Annotated in this window: 19 protein-coding genes; 4 read left to right on the top strand and 15 right to left on the bottom strand. The window is 37.5% G+C overall.

What is annotated here, in order from left to right; all coding sequences use genetic code 11:
- Positions 1 to 270: 270 nt before the first annotated feature.
- Complete coding sequence (locus tag M2M59_RS11600) at positions 271 to 471, bottom strand: cold-shock protein (protein WP_147196424.1); 201 nt, start codon at positions 469 to 471, stop codon at positions 271 to 273.
- 583 nt (positions 472 to 1054) lie between these two features.
- Positions 1055 to 2119: an NAD(P)/FAD-dependent oxidoreductase gene (locus M2M59_RS11605; RefSeq protein WP_249774636.1), complete on the bottom strand. Its 1065-nt coding sequence runs from the start codon at positions 2117 to 2119 to the stop codon at positions 1055 to 1057.
- A gap of 263 nt (positions 2120 to 2382) precedes the next feature.
- Here M2M59_RS11605 and M2M59_RS11610 point away from each other — a divergent pair, with 263 nt between their 5' ends.
- A complete protein-coding gene (locus tag M2M59_RS11610; RefSeq protein WP_066789217.1) occupies positions 2383 to 2619 on the top strand; it encodes a YuzB family protein in 237 nt (78 codons plus the stop codon).
- A 262-nt stretch (positions 2620 to 2881) separates the two neighbouring features.
- Here M2M59_RS11610 and M2M59_RS11615 read toward each other — a convergent pair whose 3' ends face one another.
- Positions 2882 to 3649, bottom strand: a complete 768-nt coding sequence (locus M2M59_RS11615; RefSeq protein WP_249774637.1) for a TIGR01457 family HAD-type hydrolase — start codon at positions 3647 to 3649, stop codon at positions 2882 to 2884.
- 1 nt (position 3650) lies between these two features.
- Positions 3651 to 4103 (bottom strand): type VII toxin-antitoxin system HepT family RNase toxin, encoded by a 453-nt coding sequence (locus M2M59_RS11620; protein ID WP_147196420.1) that lies wholly within the window; start codon positions 4101 to 4103, stop codon positions 3651 to 3653.
- 89 nt (positions 4104 to 4192) lie between these two features.
- Between M2M59_RS11620 and M2M59_RS11625 the strand changes: the two genes are divergently transcribed.
- On the top strand, positions 4193 to 4459 hold the full coding sequence (locus tag M2M59_RS11625) for a DUF3055 domain-containing protein (RefSeq protein WP_066789222.1): 267 nt from the start codon (positions 4193 to 4195) through the stop codon (positions 4457 to 4459).
- Between the two features lie 20 nt (positions 4460 to 4479).
- On the opposite strand, the gene M2M59_RS11630 is transcribed toward M2M59_RS11625, so the two are convergent.
- The 7 genes from M2M59_RS11630 to M2M59_RS11660 form a co-directional block, all read right to left on the bottom strand.
- Positions 4480 to 4845: a YutD family protein gene (locus M2M59_RS11630; protein ID WP_147196418.1), complete on the bottom strand. Its 366-nt coding sequence runs from the start codon at positions 4843 to 4845 to the stop codon at positions 4480 to 4482.
- Between the two features lie 30 nt (positions 4846 to 4875).
- On the bottom strand, positions 4876 to 5793 hold the full coding sequence (gene lipA, locus M2M59_RS11635; RefSeq protein ID WP_066789228.1) for a lipoyl synthase: 918 nt from the start codon (positions 5791 to 5793) through the stop codon (positions 4876 to 4878).
- A 142-nt stretch (positions 5794 to 5935) separates the two neighbouring features.
- Positions 5936 to 6733 (bottom strand): sporulation protein YunB, encoded by a 798-nt coding sequence (gene yunB / locus M2M59_RS11640; protein WP_249776011.1) that lies wholly within the window; start codon positions 6731 to 6733, stop codon positions 5936 to 5938.
- Positions 6734 to 6783: 50 nt separating this feature from the next.
- Entirely contained in the window at positions 6784 to 7887 is a 1104-nt protein-coding gene (locus tag M2M59_RS11645; RefSeq protein WP_249774638.1) for an HD-GYP domain-containing protein, read from the bottom strand.
- Between the two features lie 45 nt (positions 7888 to 7932).
- Positions 7933 to 9294: a bifunctional metallophosphatase/5'-nucleotidase gene (locus M2M59_RS11650; RefSeq protein ID WP_147196412.1), complete on the bottom strand. Its 1362-nt coding sequence runs from the start codon at positions 9292 to 9294 to the stop codon at positions 7933 to 7935.
- A gap of 12 nt (positions 9295 to 9306) precedes the next feature.
- On the bottom strand, positions 9307 to 10137 hold the full coding sequence (locus tag M2M59_RS11655; protein WP_249774639.1) for a sulfite exporter TauE/SafE family protein: 831 nt from the start codon (positions 10135 to 10137) through the stop codon (positions 9307 to 9309).
- A gap of 3 nt (positions 10138 to 10140) precedes the next feature.
- Positions 10141 to 10995 carry a DUF72 domain-containing protein gene (locus M2M59_RS11660; protein WP_249774640.1) on the bottom strand — a complete coding sequence of 285 codons (855 nt, stop codon included), beginning with the start codon at positions 10993 to 10995 and terminating at the stop codon, positions 10141 to 10143.
- A gap of 257 nt (positions 10996 to 11252) precedes the next feature.
- On the opposite strand from M2M59_RS11660, the gene M2M59_RS11665 reads away from it, so the two are divergent.
- On the top strand, positions 11253 to 11819 hold the full coding sequence (locus M2M59_RS11665) for a GNAT family N-acetyltransferase (protein WP_249774641.1): 567 nt from the start codon (positions 11253 to 11255) through the stop codon (positions 11817 to 11819).
- Positions 11820 to 12116: 297 nt separating this feature from the next.
- Here M2M59_RS11665 and M2M59_RS11670 read toward each other — a convergent pair whose 3' ends face one another.
- The 4 genes from M2M59_RS11670 to M2M59_RS11685 form a co-directional block, all read right to left on the bottom strand.
- Positions 12117 to 12395, bottom strand: a complete 279-nt coding sequence (locus tag M2M59_RS11670; RefSeq protein WP_249774642.1) for a hypothetical protein — start codon at positions 12393 to 12395, stop codon at positions 12117 to 12119.
- 99 nt (positions 12396 to 12494) lie between these two features.
- Positions 12495 to 13703, bottom strand: coding sequence for an MFS transporter (locus M2M59_RS11675; RefSeq protein ID WP_249774643.1), 1209 nt, complete (start codon positions 13701 to 13703; stop codon positions 12495 to 12497).
- Between the two features lie 12 nt (positions 13704 to 13715).
- Complete coding sequence (locus M2M59_RS11680) at positions 13716 to 14987, bottom strand: helix-turn-helix domain-containing protein (RefSeq protein WP_249774644.1); 1272 nt, start codon at positions 14985 to 14987, stop codon at positions 13716 to 13718.
- A 184-nt stretch (positions 14988 to 15171) separates the two neighbouring features.
- A complete protein-coding gene (locus tag M2M59_RS11685) occupies positions 15172 to 15609 on the bottom strand; it encodes an SMI1/KNR4 family protein (protein ID WP_249774645.1) in 438 nt (145 codons plus the stop codon).
- A gap of 235 nt (positions 15610 to 15844) precedes the next feature.
- Between M2M59_RS11685 and M2M59_RS11690 the strand changes: the two genes are divergently transcribed.
- Positions 15845 to 16357 carry a GNAT family N-acetyltransferase gene (locus M2M59_RS11690; protein WP_249774646.1) on the top strand — a complete coding sequence of 171 codons (513 nt, stop codon included), beginning with the start codon at positions 15845 to 15847 and terminating at the stop codon, positions 16355 to 16357.
- The last annotated feature ends 15 nt before the right edge of the window (positions 16358 to 16372 follow it).

A 16372-nucleotide genomic window follows, 5' to 3' on the forward strand; every position in this document is an offset into this window, starting at 1 on the left:
AATCTCTTTCTCCATCTTCAATTCTCTCAGAGTCCCTAAAATCATACGCCGAATAATACATGTCTGTTTCGTTTTGTTCTAAATAAACAGCAATGAGATTATACAAAACCAACCCGTCCTTTCGAATTTTAAATCCTCTCCGAGATGACGATACACTATTTTATCAAAAATAAAAAATGTAAAAAAACAGGTAACAATTAAGTTACCTGCTACAAAAAGCTACTCATCTTCATGCAATTTTATTTAGACATTCTGCCGAATTAATTAAAATTAAAGTTTAACAATATTTGTAGCTTGTGGTCCGCGTTGGCCTTCTTCAACTTCAAATTCAACTTTTTGACCTTCGTCTAAAGATTTGAAACCTTCACCTTGGATTGCTGAGAAGTGAGCGAATACGTCTGCTCCGCCTTCAACTTCGATGAATCCGAAACCTTTTTCTGCGTTAAACCATTTTACTGTACCTTGTGTCATTTAAATGACCTCCATTAAAAAATTATTAATATATAAGCTTTTTAAAGAAAAAAATTCACATATTACAAAAAGTACCGAACAAACACGATTACTCTTTGTAATATGTAAATTCAAGTTATTTCTATAAAGTACTTTTATTACCTTAATAATATACCATGAATACACGTTTGTCTAATATTTAGATTCAAGTAAATAAAAAAAGCCCTATCCTCCACAAGAAGACAGGCTTTGAGCGTATCAATGAATTCTCACAGGTTGATTATACCATATATTTATCTATAGAGTATGCTTTAACATACCGCATATTTTACGCCACACACATATTACTTTACTCGTTGAAGCTCGCGTTGATTTAAAAACCATTATGGATCGTGTTCGCACGAAAATTCAAAAACCGCTTATAACATTTATACTCACGTTTCAGAAAAAATGAAAAAAGATGCTCAGGAGAAAATGGTGAATAAGTTTGGTGATTTGATGGAATTGTCCATTTCTAAAAGTGGAATGTGATAAATATGTGATATTAACTCAGCCAATATAAAAAAGCTAGGAACGCTGATATAGCAACGTTTCTAGCTAATTATTAACCGTTGTGACGCTTATACATCCACAGCAATCCAGATTTCATTAGACGAGCGATACGGCCTGTGACAGTCGTATCGGCCATATAAACAAAGCCTTGTTTCTTTCCTAGAGCTCCCATAAATCCTTTTAATTTAATTTCAGGCATTTTTTCTGGAAGAGACTGATTGCTCCAGCGTAGTTTAATGACTTTGACGATATGCTCCGCTTGTTCTTCTGCAAGCTGAGCACTAGGACCAAATTGTGATGCCGCGCAATCCCCTACAATATAGACATGTTCATCATTTGGTACATTCATATATTGAGTAACTGCGATTCTTCCTTTGTCTAATTCTAACCCTGTATCGCGGACAACTTTTACTGGCTGGATACCTGCCGTCCATACAATGGCGTCTGCTACAATTTTCTCTTCGTGATTATAAAGTATCTTATCTTCTACTTTTGTAATATTTGATTGCGCTATGACCTCTACATTATGACGGTCAAACCATTTTTTTACGTAGTTGCTTAATCGCTCTGGGAAGTCCTTTAAAATACGCGGTCCACGGTCGAATAATTTGATTGTCAAATCCTCTCGACTTTCACGCAGCTCACTCGCAAGCTCAATGCCGCTTAGGCCGGCGCCGACAATAGCTACAGTAGAACCTGACGGAAGGCCGCCAAGCGCATTGTAAGTCAGACGAGAATTCGCCATTGTCTGGATGCTGTATGTTAGTTCGTCTGCTCCAGGTACATGGTGGTAATTATCTTCGCATCCAAGCCCAATGATTAAGTCATCATATGCAATTTCACGATTTTCTTCTAGCACAACCACTTTGTTTTCAATATCGATTTTCACGATTTCACCATACTCTTTTGACAGGCGTTCGTGTTGGGGGAAATTTACGCGAATTTCCTTTTCAGGTGTTGTACCTGCGGCTAATGCGTAAAATTCCGTTTTAAGACTATGAAACGGGGTGCGGTCTACTAAAATAATTTCAATATCTTCAGGTAAGTTGTTGGGTAATAAGCGGCTTAGTACGCGCATGTTGCCGTATCCTCCGCCCAATAATACTAAACGTCTCATCGAAATCTCCCTTTTAACAATTTCGTCACATTTTCATCCCCATTATAACTGATTGTGATGTTTTTCACAATACACTTGTGAGAAGTTTCACAAATATAAATTGAAACATTAATCCGAGGGTTTTTCTTTAAATATTAAACAAGTATGTGGCGTTGAGGTTAAATTGATTAGGCAGAGAAATGACGAATAAATAAAGATTAACGCATGCTCAACATTGACGAATATACAAAATAATAGTAGCATTCGAAATGAGGTGAGGTAGAATGAATCCCCTTGTTGAATTTTGCGTGAGCAATTTAGCAAACGGCTCTCAAGATACATTTGAAGCGTTAGAAAAAGATCCAAACATAGATGTGTTGGAATATGGCTGTTTAAGCTATTGTACAAGATGTTCAGAATCGCTTTATGCGCTTGTTAATGGCGAAATGGTAGAAGGCGAAACGCCGGAAGAACTGACAAAGAACATTTATCAATTCATAGAAGAAAATCCTTTATTCTAAGGAATGTTCTAGTGAGTCGGAGATAGATAGGTACTAGGAAACGAAGTGGAAATAGCTGCGCTTTCCTGGGGACGAGCGGTGAGCCTCCTCGTTCGCTTCGCTTTCTGCGGGGTCTCACCTGGCTCGTTAATCCCCAAGGAGTCTCCGCCATTTCCACTTCTACGTAGTTTCTATTAATGAATCTTACTGCCATTAATTATTTCAATACGAAGAAGGGACTTTCTGATATTATCCACAGAAAGTCCCTTCTTTTTTAATTTAGTTAATTCCCGACCCATTCAATCAACGTGTCTACTGTAAATGTAGGACGCAATTCTTTTTTCTTTACGTCGTCTGTTCTGGAAACGCCGGTATTGACATGTAATGTATCTATTCCATACTGGATGCCACACATCATGTCTGTATCATAATTGTCGCCAATCATAATCATATCTTCTTTTTGCAGGTCAAAACTAGTACGTATGAGCTCAAGCATATTGCTTGCTGGTTTACCTATATAGAGGGGTTCGACGCCAGTTACTGTATGCACCATTTCGGCAAGTGCACCGTTTCCTGGTGCAAATCCTCTTTCAGTTGGATATTTTACATCAGGGTTAGTCACGACAAAGGATGCGCCATTTTGTATATCAAAACAGATATCTGCCAGCATATGATAGGTTAGTTCTGTATTCATACCTTGTGCAACTACATCCGGTTGTTCAGTGACTACTTCAACCCGCTCATCAAGTAAGGCTTGTTTTAAGCCATCTCCACCTAAAACTTTTGCAGTTTTTTGGGGATAAGCTGTTGCAATGTATTTTGCTGTCGCAATTGCTGAGGTCATAATCCGGTCAATGCTTGTTTCGATACCCATTTTTTTAAGTTTCTCTTGTACTTGGGCAGCAGTCATATTTGCATTATTTGTGGCATAAAAAGGCTCAATGCCTTTTTCCTTTAAATACGAAATAAAGGTCTTCGAATCCTCAATTACCTCTTTTCCTCTGTACACCGTTCCATCAAGGTCAAATATATACGCTAAATAGGATTTCATTTTACTCTTCACCTTCCGGGATAAAAGCAGTCACAGGGCCTAACTCATTTGTTAAGTAATCTTTCACCTTTGGAGAAAATTCTTTAATAGCAGCCAAGTTCTTTGTCAATACATTGACTACTTCTTCGTCGATTACATCTAAAATATCGCGTACAAGTCCACGACGCAAGCCAATCAGTTCTTTCAACGGCTCGTCCATCTCAGAGGTAATAACTGATTCGTCCACTAAAATATCTATAATATCCTCATAACTGCCTGGATCTCGCATAATAAATCCATCAATCATGCTATTACCCACATCGATAATCGCCTCAATCAATATATTGGCAATGCGTTCAACTGCTAAACGGTGTACGCGGTCCTCTAGCCAATCATTACTTTGTTCATACGTAGTGATTAGCTCTTCCATATATTCTAGGTTTTTCACAATTTTTTTACGGTCAACAAAATACACTGTAAAGCCTCCAGTCACATGTTTAAGGTTGATAGTTTGTCCTCTTCTATAGTACCATAATTTTTAGGATTGGAAGGGGCTGCGTTCACATGGAAAGATTTTTCTTATACGATGATTTGGAAGAAACCCAAACAAGATTCGTCAGCTTTATGGGTGAAAATCAACGTTACGACTTAGCAATTATGCAAAGCGGACGTTTTTACGGTAAATTGCTCGTTCTTGATATGCAATATAGCCGCTTTGCTATTTTGGGTAGTGATGATTTGGATGAACCCGGCTATATAGAAGCTGTTTATAACCGTCCGCCTGAAGAGGCTCAAGAACTACGCGAATATTTATATGAATTAATCGGCTAAAAAAACAACGCTGGGGCAATTTACTGCTCCTGCGTTGTTTTTGTTTGCTCTTCTTCTATAGTTACCTCTTCTTGATTCGTCTCTGCATTTACTATTTCTTCCGTTTTCTTAGCTTTGCCCATTTTCTTTAAGACAAAGTAAGCACAGCCAAAGTTGCAGTACTCATATAAATAATCCTGCAATGTGCTAATGCGTGTATCAAAATTAGCTTTTTGATTTTTATCTTCGTAAAAACCTTTTAAGCGAAGCTGGCCATAGCCCCAATCACCAACAATATAATCATATTTGGTTAGAATCTCGCTATAGCGGCTATCAAAATCTTCTTGTTTAAATCCTTCTTTATGGTTTTCAATTAAATCATACATCCATTGGTCCGCTAAAATCATGTAAGCTCACCCTCCATTCTTATAAGGTGATTACGCTTGCTCGCCAAGTGCTTGTTTTTCCTTTGTCGCTGCATTTACTTGCTCATCTGCATGGTAGCTACTGCGTACAAGCGGGCCAGCCTCACAATGTTTGAATCCTTTAGACATTGCAATTTTGCGTAGTTTGCCGAATTCTATTGGTGAATAGTACTTCTTCACAGGCAAATGTTTTTTTGTCGGCTGCAAATATTGGCCAATTGTCATGATATCCACATCATTGGCACGTAAATCATCCATTACTTCAATTATTTCTTCTTCTGTTTCACCAAGTCCGATCATAAGTGAAGATTTTGTCGGAATTTCTGGTTGCATTTCTTTTGCACGACGCAAAAATTCTAAAGAACGTTCATATGTAGCACGGGCACGAACTCTTGGAGATAATCGACGCACTGTTTCGATATTGTGATTTAAAATATCTGGCTTTGCATCCATTAAAATTTGCAAGTTCTCCTTCACACCGCCCATATCAGATGGCAATACTTCAATAGAGGTGAATGGGTTTTTACGACGAATTGCTCTTACCGTCTCCGCTAATACACCTGCTCCTCCATCTTTCAAATCATCACGTGCTACCACTGTAATAACAGCATGTTTTAGGTTCATCAGCTGTACAGAGTCTGCTACGCGCTCTGGCTCTGCTAAGTCCAATTCATTCGGAAGACCTGTTTTAACAGCGCAAAAACGGCATGCTCTCGTACAAACATCTCCTAGGATCATGAATGTAGCTGTACGGCGTTCTCCCCAGCATTCGTGAATGTTCGGGCATCTCGCTTCTTCACAAACTGTGTGAAGATTCTTCTCGCGCATTAATTTTTTAAGACCTTTATATTCATCATTGGTATTTAACTTGATTTTTAGCCAATCCGGTTTTCGAATGTGCTCTTCCTTTGTCGGTTTACATGTGGTCATGATGTAATCCCATCCCTTCATAAAAAAATAATCATCCCTGTTGTCAATTTATCATAACCAGTGCATTCAGACAACCGCGTCTAGGTTAATATAGCATTTATTGGATTTATTCAACTATAATTTGTCATCATAACCCTAATCCCTAGTGTGCATTTTCATTTTGCTCTTTATTTTTATTTCCTTCTGTAGGTATAGGTACTTCGACTGAAGGGGATGTGCTGCCGTCTTTTGAATAGACATTCGGAACACCACCTTTAATTAACGTGGCTGCTACCGGATTTGTCTGCTCGACGATGGCTGATTTGCTGGCAAATGGTACAATGATTTGGACATTGACTTTCGTTTTAACACTGAGTTCTACGTATGCATTATTTATACCAAATTCTTTAATATTTCTTTCTACATCTACATTTACATGGCCGACTATATGAAAACGAATCGGAATTTTTGGGCCTAAGTTGCCAAGCATTGGCATGCCTGTGGCTAACCCAAGGGGTACATAAAAAATAATTCCTCCATCCTTTTGCATGGCATCCACATCATATTCAATATTGTCAGCTTTCGGCAAATGATCTAAATTTCCACTTTCCGCTTCTTCTAAATAAGACTGCACTAATTTATATTTTTCGGAAATGATTCGGTTGATAGCTGCAGTATCTAATTTTGTATCTGTCATGCTTGAATCTCCATTACTATCAGGATCGACCTTTTCGATAATATCATAATTATTTTGTTCACCATCTTTATCGGCATAAATAGCTTGGCTAATTACATAAGACGCAATGCTATTGGTTTCAGCTTCCGCGTATTGTAAAAAGATAGGCATCAGGCGAACATTTATTATATAAAAGAAAAGAAGCACACAGCCTACAATGCTTCCCAGCACTACGGGCAAAAAGCGAGACCGTTTTACCACAAATAATTTCTTTCTTTTCTTCATTAAGCGCAAAAAGATACCTCCTAATCACTTATATGACTAGAAGGCATTTATTATTCAATATCAGGGACAAATGCATCGTCTATCGATTCGACAAATACTTCTGGACAGTCTGCGAGCAACAGCTCATAAGTTGCCTTCACCATCCTGCCTCTTTCTTCAAAAATCCGCAGCCATGGACGTTCTGGATTGTCCTTATATTGCTTGCAGACAATGCCTCTTCTGCCGTCTGACAAAAGTAGAACTGTGCCGTTTGGATAATAGGAGACCGACCGCCGAAAAGCCTCGACCACCTGTTCATCATACAATGTGCCACTGCCTTTTTTAATAATCTCTACACCATGCGATGGCATCATCTTTTCTCGATAAACCCGGTTGGAGGTCACTGCATCAAAGACATCTGCTACAGCTATTATTTTTGCGTAGGGATGGATTTCAAAATTTAATAAGCCACGAGGATAGCCACTACCATCCAATCTCTCGTGATGCTGAAATGCACAATGCGCTGATAATAGGGAAATCGTATGTAAGTTTCGAAGCAAGTCAAACCCAAATTGGGCATGCTGCTTCATTGTTTCATATTCTTGATCTGACAGCCTGTCCGGTTTTGAAAGTATGGCCTGTGGAATCATCATCTTTCCAACGTCATGCAAAATGGCCCCAATGCCAATTTGGCGTAATTCTGTTGCACTGTAATTCATCTCTTTTGCAATAGCGATTGAATAGATCGCAACTTGCATAGAGTGCTGATAAATATAATGATCATAGAGGAAAGCATCACTTAATACAGTAAGAACCTCGCGGCTTTTCATGATATTATCAAGCAAATCATCAATAATGCCCGCAAAGTGCTTCGATTCCTGGTCTAAGCAATAGGTCATTTCCTTCCCTTTTACATTTTTCAATTTATTAAATGAGGAGGAGATTTGGGTGACTGCTTTTAAACGCATATCAATAGGAATAGCTTCTTCTATTTCAATATTGGAGGAAATCTCATCATCAATATAGACATAGTGAATATTCAACTGTTGCAGCCGCTTAATCATAGGTTCAGAAACCTTTGCTCCTTTTTGCAATAGTGGTCTATTCGCCTCATTCCAAATTGTTCTGCCAATAATCATACCTGCTTTTAAAACTGTAGTTGTTATCAACCGCATGGCTTTTTCCCCATTCTTTCAAAGTCAATCTAATTAAAATAATACTTATTTGACTACTTTTTTTCCATATAAAATCAGAATATCACGTAAGAATTGTGGTAACAAGTATGTTTTAGGCAACTTTTTGAACTCTGGAAAGAAAAATCCAAATGTAAACATATCCAACGTTGCCAGCTTGTATACCTTATGATCAGCGGCTTTTTCTCCATTTATATATAATTGGCCATTTTGCAGGGAACATCCGTATGTTAACATTTTGCCAAGAACTACTCCTCGAAACCCTAGGCCTTTTAACTCATTATAGGGCCATTGGATAGATTGATCTATCAGCTCTAAGGATTGTTTTAATTCATTCCCGCTAATTTCAATCACACAAGCGTTGATGGGATGTGGCAAACATTGATGTACTTCAAATGCAGTTACCTCACCCTTAGGCAAATCACGTAGAAAAATCCCAGCGTTAAACAAAGCACAATCTGCTTGTGAGAATTCTAATAAAGCTTCTGCAAAATAACGGGATAGCGCAGAATGATGGAACCATTCCTTGTTTAAATATTTTTCTGCTATAAAGACAGGATAATTCAACAAGCTCTTTCCTTCTTCTATCAGCTTTGTATTAAATGATTTCTCATCTTTTACAGCTGGCATCTCGGTTGTAGGCTGAAGTTCAGTTTCTTTTCTCTCCACTTTTTGATGGCTTTGATTATAAGTAATTACTGTATGACCTACATAAGTTCCATACTTTCCGCCGCCCGTTAACAATGTTTTGCCCACTACTTTTCCTTGTTGAAGAACATGGTGGGTGTGTGAGCCAAAAATAACATCGATTTTAGGGCATAGCACTGCAAGCTGTTCATCCATATGAATGCCTAAGTGAGACATGCAAAGAACGAGATCCACTTCTGAATGAATCGCCTCAACCGTATCTTGCAAGGATTTCAATGGCTCATCTATTGACCATCCAAGCGGCTCATAATACGTTTTAAATTCAGCTGTAGCAGCTACTACTCCTATTTTTGTACCCTGTGCTGTTTGATAGATGGTATATGGCTTTGCCCAGCTAGGTGTCTGACCATCAAGTTTCAAATTGCCCACAATAACATCGAATTGAGCATTTTTATATAAACTATTTAATCCATCCTTTGAGAGAGTTATGCCTTCATTATTTCCAATTGTTACTGCATCATAATGAGCATTATTTAACAGTTTGACATTCCCTTGGCCCAATGTAGCTTCAGTATAAATATGCGAACGATCAATAAAATCGCCGATATCTAAGATAAAGCAGCTCTCCCCTTTTTCCTCATGTAGCTTCTTTTGTTTTGTTAAAAATGCTTCCGTTCTTGGCCAATAATCCAGATGGCTATGCACATCATTTGTATGGTATATATGAATAGTCTCTAACATGCAAGCACCTCTCTAATTCCCGACAATTCCTTCATAAATTGAATGAACTCCGAGAAGTAATAATATAATTCTTAATAATACAACAAGCATTTTTGAATTAATTTTTTTATTTAATGCTGCTCCTATTTTCGCCCCTATATAGGCACCCGGAACGACTGGCAGCACGTAAAGCCAAGGTACATGACCAAGGTAAATATGGCTGGCAGAGTTAATGATTGATGAAAGAAATACCATAAACATGGAAGTCGCAATCGCAACATGTGGCGGGAACAAAAATAAAATAATCATTGCTGGAACAATCATCGAACCGCCTCCGATGCCAAATAGCCCAGAGGCAAAGCCAATAAGAAACGTTAAGGAAACAGCAAACCACAATGGATAGCCATACTCATAGCTTTTACCATCAACCTCATCTACAAAGATCCGCTTCTTGCCATGTTGTACAAACCATTGAACAGGCTTCATATAGTCTCGAAAAAGAAGGATGGCTGCTAAAACAATCAACAATATACCAAAGTATAAATTAAACGACGGCAGATTTATTCCTTTATTAACATACGCACCTAGTATAGTACCGGGCGCACTTCCTATAAAAAATATTAACCCACTTTTATAATCCACCGTTTTTGATTTCATATACGACAAAGTAGAAGATAATCCGGTCGCAATCATCATTACCACAGAAAGACCAACCACTTTTTGGGGCGTCAAATCTGTAAGCATTCCGGTTGAGGAACTGATGAATAAGGCAGCTGGCACCAAAATAGCACCGCCGCCAAGTCCTACAAGCGCACCAATGATTCCTGAACAAACACCAATGACTGCCAATAATACATATGCCATTCGTTACTCTCCTTCAAAAAGATCCAATTGTTTTGGAGATAGATCTTCAAATTCGATGCCTAGCATCTCCTTTAGTGTATGCGCATTTTTCGCTGCATGATGGCCTGAGTTGTTATTAAATAATACATACACTTCTTTGCATTGCTGCTGCAAATCTTCCACAGCTTCTTTCAATTGAAGCAATTCCTCTTGATTATAATCATAAAGAAAGCGCACTTTTCTCCACTGCTCACTATTGCCAGGATTTCTCCAGCCATAAATATTTCTGCCATGTATGCGTAGCAATACCTTATCGGATGTAGCGACAGGAACGAGAGGAACAGAACCTACGCCTGCTTGCGGCTCATCACACACTGTATGGCAAAGATGTTCCTGTTTTAAAAATTGAAGCGTATTATTCCGCCATTTTTCGCTATACCATGTCTGATTTCGAAATTCGATGGCTATGGGAAAATCCTTCAGCTGCTGTTTCACATAGCGGATATAGTCAACATTGCTCTTTTTACAATCAAACCATGGTGGAAATTGAACTAAAACTAGCGCCAATTTCCCTGCCTCTTGAAAGGTTTGCGCTGCCTCTTTAAAAGCACTGAACATCTCCTCCTTGCTTTCAAAAGGTATGTCGTCACGCAAATGCCCTGTCATCCCTTGATATGCCTTCACCACAAATTGAAAATGCTCTGGTGTCTCCGCAATCCATTTTTCGATATTATGTTTAGAAGGAATCGCATAAAAAGATGTGTCCACTTCAACAATGGGAAAATGGCTGCTATAATCATATAATTTGTCCTTGGAAGAACCTTTGGAACGATACAAACTTGGGTGGTCTCCCCAACCAGTTAAACCAATTTTAATCATATTTCCCCTCCTAAACTTTCTTTATCTATCATATCATAGGGCTGTTTACGAATTATATTAATTCAACCAGTAGCCCCAATTTATCTTGGAAGCAATCTAGCATACTCCATCTTGCTCCTCACCTCTTGGTAGTTTTATGAATTTACCCTTTTCTCCAAAGTGATAAAAACTTCAATTTTGTTTACATTTTATTATTTAAGGTATGTAAGAAGTAGAGGTTCACAGTTCGAAAAAAAACAAGAGGAGCGATTCATCTAATGAACAATTGGTACACAGCATTAAAAGATTATTTTCCTGAAAGTGAATTAAAGTCGAAAGAACACTTTGATAAGCTTTTAGCTGATAAAGGAGAGTTTTACAAAGTTGAAGAAGGTCCTAATTTCGTTCTTGTATACTTTGAAAAAGAGGATTTCGTATTTGTCGATTTCATCTTGGTTTACAGTGGAGGCAGAAGCAAGGGAACCGGAAGTAAGGTATTAAATCACCTAAAGCAGAAAAAGAAACCTATTATCCTCGAAGTAGAACCAGTTTCAGCCGACTCCCCCGATACTAGAAAACGTGTCCGCTTTTACGAGAGATCTGGCTTTAGGAGAATGAATGATGTGGAATACACACGGATCCATCCCGTCACAAAAGAGGTAATTGATTTGGACCTATTCTACTGGTCTCCAACAATTAAATCACCGCGTTGGGCTATCGATACAATGGAAACTGTTTACAAAGAGATTCACAGCTATCATTCTGAGGAAATATACGGTGCACCCCCTCAAGCTGTCGAAGATATTCTCTCATTAAAAGAAGATAACTATCGCCAAGCAAAATAACATATATCTTTTATTTAAAAGAAATAGAGTCATCTAGCAAAGGAATAACTCTTAATGAAGTAGAGCAGCCCTAGAAATTAATTCCAATTATAAAATTTTCGTCTTAATTTTTGTTTAAAAGTGTTTTAAGGATTTCGGGAGTAAAAAATTCGACTTGTGCGAATATACACTGAGTCCGAGGTGGAAGAAAAAACATTTCAGTCACTGCAGGATGGAATTGGAATCTAAAAATTATTATAAAAAGAACACCTTGCATGCTGTTAAAAACTAGGTGTTCTTTTTGATTCTATTTTATTTTTAATAAATAGTCCCGAATTCTATTTTATCATTATGATTTTTAAATAGTTCTCCAATTGTCATTCCATCGACTTGTGCTATTTTAATAAATTTATTGATATCATGTGTGTAATCACATAATTCTTCTGAATCTAATATTAATGATCGACCGTCCTGAAATTTTGGAATAAAGTATTCTTTATTTTTATAAGTAAATTCAATTTCATGTCCAATTTCTAGGAGTTGCATAAGTGTTTCGAATGTGGCATTTTCTAAATCGTATTCTTGTTCTTCTTTCATTTGATCGCCTCCTATTAGCCTGAATGTATTCATTTTTGTTTTAGATTTTGACCTAGGCTTTAGAGTAGTAGATTTAGGTTTGAACTAACTACCTAGCCTTTATTTTTGCTTTTCAAAAGCAAAGTAGGAAGTATTTCGTAAAATAATAAAAAATAAACTAAGTGCTAACATAACGCCTATACTTGAAAAAATCAAAGCCACTGCCTGTACTGTCCACCACTCGGCAAGCATGCCTATACAAAAGGTAAATGTGATTTGAAGTATACTTTGAACAAGGCTTAACGTGCTACTAAAGCGCCCCATCAGATTTGTCGGTATAGTTTTTTGAAAGAATGTATCATACCCTGTATTGCTGAATGCCATACAAAAGCCAAGTAGCATAAGGCTAATCACAGCAAAACGGATGGAGTGTGATGCGTAAAAAGAAAAATAACTAAAGAGAGTTAGGGTCAGGCCGCAACCAATATACAAGCTGTATGAAAAGCGTTTTGCAGCAGCTGCTGCCATCACTCCTCCTAAAATAGCTCCGACGCCCGCCATCGTTACTGTGATGCCATATTGGCTATCAGATGCTAACAAGTACTGTTTAATAAATGTCATTTCCTGCGAATCTAGAGCGAAAGCTATCATCAATGCAAGAGAATAGAATATAAAAAATAGAAGATAGGGCAGCTTTTTTCTACAATATTCCCATACATGCTTAAAATCTTTCCATATCAGATGCACTGTTATTCTTTCGCGTTCTTCATCTCTCACATGTTCAGTGTTAGGTAATAAAAAGATAAGCCATGCACAAACAAAAAATGATAAGCCATTTATCCACATGGCAACTGATGTATTCGTCGCACCTATGATGATTCCTGCGAGCGCTGGTCCCAGCATAAAAGAGCCAGAACCGATAGTACTATTAATCGCATTGAAGCGTTGTTTATCCTGATCATTGACTAATTTTGCAATCAGGACTGTACTGCTAGGAGCAAAAAAACAACTTGCAATATTAGCAATCCCAATGAACAGATAGATCAACCAAACGGATTGTGCAAAAGGCATTAGACAAACAATGATGCCTCGCACAATATCACTCCAGATGATGATACGCCTTTTATTATGACGGTCAATAAATGTCCCGGCGAAAAAATTACAAAAGATACGAGCTACCGGACCTACAATAAAGAGCCCAGACACGGCTGCTGGTGAATGAGTTAGATGCCATACTGATAAGTTTAAAGCAATTAAATAAATCCAGTTGCCTAAATTAGAAATTCCAAATCCGGTTAAGATTAATAGATAGTTTCTGTTTAACGCCATTGCCTCTCCCCCTTAATGACTCAATAAACATCGAGACTTTTCACTTGCTTTAAAAGCTCTACGATAACAAGCACTTGCAGGTTTATAGGCTTGTAGACGCTCATAAAATGTTGCCCAAAGGGGGACATAAAACAGTATTAGCTCTAAATGATTCTGTTCATCAAAATAAATAAAGGCACGTCGTTCGATATCTTGCAGTCGCTCCAAAGTATGCTCTTCTGGATGCAGTGCCATAGATAATAGCTCCCATTGATAGAGATGATGTCCAATTGAAAAACGATCTTGTGGATAGTGATCGAATAGCAAACTAAGCGTCTCAAAATCATTTGCTCTATAACTCGCCCGCATCCAATTGGCAACGGTATGTAAATCTTCTTGATAGTCATTGGCTTTCTGGTAATGTTGCTGGGCACGCTCATAATCTCCCTGACTCTCAAAACAGAATGCAATATTATTCATTAATGAGCTGTATTGTCGTGCTGTCTGAATTTCTTGTACATAGCTCAACAAATTCATACCAGCCTCAAATTCTCTCATTGCTTCGCCATATCGGCCAAGTGCATTCAAGATTACACCTTTCATGGAATACAGCTTTAATTGAAAGAGTGGCTTGTAAAAATGAGTAAATGATTGATTTGCTCTTTCAATATACGTTAAAGCTTGTTGAAAGGCATAAGCTCGGTGTGCGGCGAATGCTAAATGGTAATCATAATTAGCTAATTCAAATTGGTTTGTGGTAAGCAATAAATAACGTAAATGCAGCTTATCTTCTCGTTCTAAAATCGCGGTATAGTTCATAGTCGATAAACAAAAGTATGTAGAAGTTCCAATATACATTTGGGTTTCCCTATCCTGTTGCCAGGAAATAAATGTTTCGATCTTTTGCAATTGGTCCCCCGCTTCTTTTAAATGATCTAATGAAAGGAGATAACGAATATAGACAAGTTTAGCTCGTAATTGCAACGTTTGATGCAATTCATTCGACTGCCAGGATACTAAGTCATTCAACTCTTGATCGTTCAATGTTTGATTTGTAAGAAGCTGTTCATAAAAATTCTCTAGTTGCATATTCACCTGTTTTACTTGTTTTTGCTCTGTTATAAAATCAATGCCAAGACGCTCAAATAACATGGTATAAACATTCTCGTCAGCCATCACAACTTCATTTTCTATTCGGCTCAAATAAGAAGCTGTACAAATCCCAATTGCTAAATCATCTTGCTTTAGTCCTTGCATTTGCCTGTGATATTTAATGAGTTTCCCCCAATATTTCTCTTTCTCCATTTGTCGTCACCCCTTATACTATAGTGTAACAAAAAGAGATATTTAAATATTGTGTAAATGAAGATTACAATCGATACTTAAGCATAAAAGCTGGACCCACTTACACAATCGTAATAGAAAATAAAAAAGACCACATACTGAGGTGGTCCCTAATCGTTTAATATTCTGTAAGGCTTTGATCCTCTCAAAAGAACTCCCCTGTTTTTTTAATCACATTTTCTACAAAAGAAACAAATGATTCTTCTGTTTCTTCAGGCAGGATATGGCCCACATAGATTGCACCTTGTGAAGAATATTTCGTAACTAATGCGTCACTTATCATAATATAGCCAACATCCGGGTACTCCCCAATAGGATAATCCTTAGTAGGTTCAAGATCTTCTTCTTTAAAATCCTTTTGTACAATCAAAAAATTTGTGCGGATTTCATCTAAACTAAAAAAAGTATAACTAGTAAGGTAAGAACTAAACAATGTCATGCCATTATGAAGTAGTAAAAAATCTCGATAGTCAATAGGCATTGTAATACCCAATTCCTTTTCTACTAAATTAATCTCATCTTCTGTTGCAGCCTCATTAAATGTACATACCTCACGCAGAATTTCTTTGTCATCTATGTCCAATATTCCAGTAGGTTCAAGTCTTGTAAAATTCTCGTCTAACTGACTTTTTAGTTCATCTAAAACGTCTTTAATTTTGGTAATGTTAAACCCTCCTTTTCTTTTAAATGTTGGTAATGCAAGTGTCTTATCTGTAGTTGAACTTTATATTATAGCAAACGACTCATAAGTACAATTTTACGTTTTGCATGGAACATTCTACAATGAAAAGAAAAGACCATTTGAAAGGAAGAGAAAAATGATCAGAGAAACCACTGAAAAAGATTTAGTCGACATTTTGCATATTTATAATGACGCCATACTCCATACAACAGCTGTTTACTCCTATACCCCCCAAACACTTGAAAGCAGGGAAGCTTGGTTTGAACAAAAGAGAGCAGAAGGTTATCCAATAGTCGTATGTGAAGAAGACGATAAAGTAGTTGGTTTTGCGACATTCGGCCCTTTTAGAGCCTGGCCCGCCTATAAATATTCTATTGAACATTCTGTTTATGTAGATACACAGTACAGGAAAAAAGGAATTGGATCCTCTTTATTGAAGGAAATTATTGCAATTGCTAAAGACCGGGAGTATATGACTCTTATCGCGGGAATTGATGCAACGAATGAAAAAAGTATTGCGATGCACAAAAACTTTGGCTTTGTGTATTCAGGCACCATACAAAAAGCAGGATATAAATTCAATAGGTGGCTTGATTTAGCCTTCTATCAATTAGAACTGAATGGACCTAAAAATCCTACAGAGGAATAATAATAGGTATTAAAA

It is taken from the genome of Rummeliibacillus sp. G93, assembly GCF_023515935.1.
Classification (GTDB): Bacteria; Bacillota; Bacilli; order Bacillales_A; family Planococcaceae; genus Rummeliibacillus; species Rummeliibacillus stabekisii.

Excerpts from the sequence above, each read along its gene's own strand:
- M2M59_RS11680 (WP_249774644.1), bottom strand. The coding sequence starts at position 14,987 with ATGGAGAAAGAGAAATATTGGGGGAAACTCATTAAATATCACAGGCAA.
- M2M59_RS11675 (WP_249774643.1), bottom strand. The coding sequence starts at position 13,703 with ATGGCGTTAAACAGAAACTATCTATTAATCTTAACCGGATTTGGAATT.
- M2M59_RS11690 (WP_249774646.1), top strand. The coding sequence starts at position 15,845 with ATGATCAGAGAAACCACTGAAAAAGATTTAGTCGACATTTTGCATATT.
- M2M59_RS11660 (WP_249774640.1), bottom strand. The coding sequence starts at position 10,995 with ATGATTAAAATTGGTTTAACTGGTTGGGGAGACCACCCAAGTTTGTAT.
- M2M59_RS11630 (WP_147196418.1), bottom strand. The coding sequence starts at position 4,845 with ATGATTTTAGCGGACCAATGGATGTATGATTTAATTGAAAACCATAAA.
- M2M59_RS11625 (WP_066789222.1), top strand. The coding sequence starts at position 4,193 with ATGGAAAGATTTTTCTTATACGATGATTTGGAAGAAACCCAAACAAGA.
- M2M59_RS11605 (WP_249774636.1), bottom strand. The coding sequence starts at position 2,119 with ATGAGACGTTTAGTATTATTGGGCGGAGGATACGGCAACATGCGCGTA.
- M2M59_RS11645 (WP_249774638.1), bottom strand. The coding sequence starts at position 7,887 with ATGCGGTTGATAACAACTACAGTTTTAAAAGCAGGTATGATTATTGGC.
- M2M59_RS11650 (WP_147196412.1), bottom strand. The coding sequence starts at position 9,294 with ATGTTAGAGACTATTCATATATACCATACAAATGATGTGCATAGCCAT.
- yunB (WP_249776011.1), bottom strand. The coding sequence starts at position 6,733 with ATGAAGAAAAGAAAGAAATTATTTGTGGTAAAACGGTCTCGCTTTTTG.
- M2M59_RS11615 (WP_249774637.1), bottom strand. The coding sequence starts at position 3,649 with ATGAAATCCTATTTAGCGTATATATTTGACCTTGATGGAACGGTGTAC.
- M2M59_RS11670 (WP_249774642.1), bottom strand. The coding sequence starts at position 12,395 with ATGAAAGAAGAACAAGAATACGATTTAGAAAATGCCACATTCGAAACA.
- M2M59_RS11610 (WP_066789217.1), top strand. The coding sequence starts at position 2,383 with ATGAATCCCCTTGTTGAATTTTGCGTGAGCAATTTAGCAAACGGCTCT.
- M2M59_RS11655 (WP_249774639.1), bottom strand. The coding sequence starts at position 10,137 with ATGGCATATGTATTATTGGCAGTCATTGGTGTTTGTTCAGGAATCATT.
- M2M59_RS11600 (WP_147196424.1), bottom strand. The coding sequence starts at position 471 with ATGACACAAGGTACAGTAAAATGGTTTAACGCAGAAAAAGGTTTCGGA.
- M2M59_RS11665 (WP_249774641.1), top strand. The coding sequence starts at position 11,253 with ATGAACAATTGGTACACAGCATTAAAAGATTATTTTCCTGAAAGTGAA.
- lipA (WP_066789228.1), bottom strand. The coding sequence starts at position 5,793 with ATGACCACATGTAAACCGACAAAGGAAGAGCACATTCGAAAACCGGAT.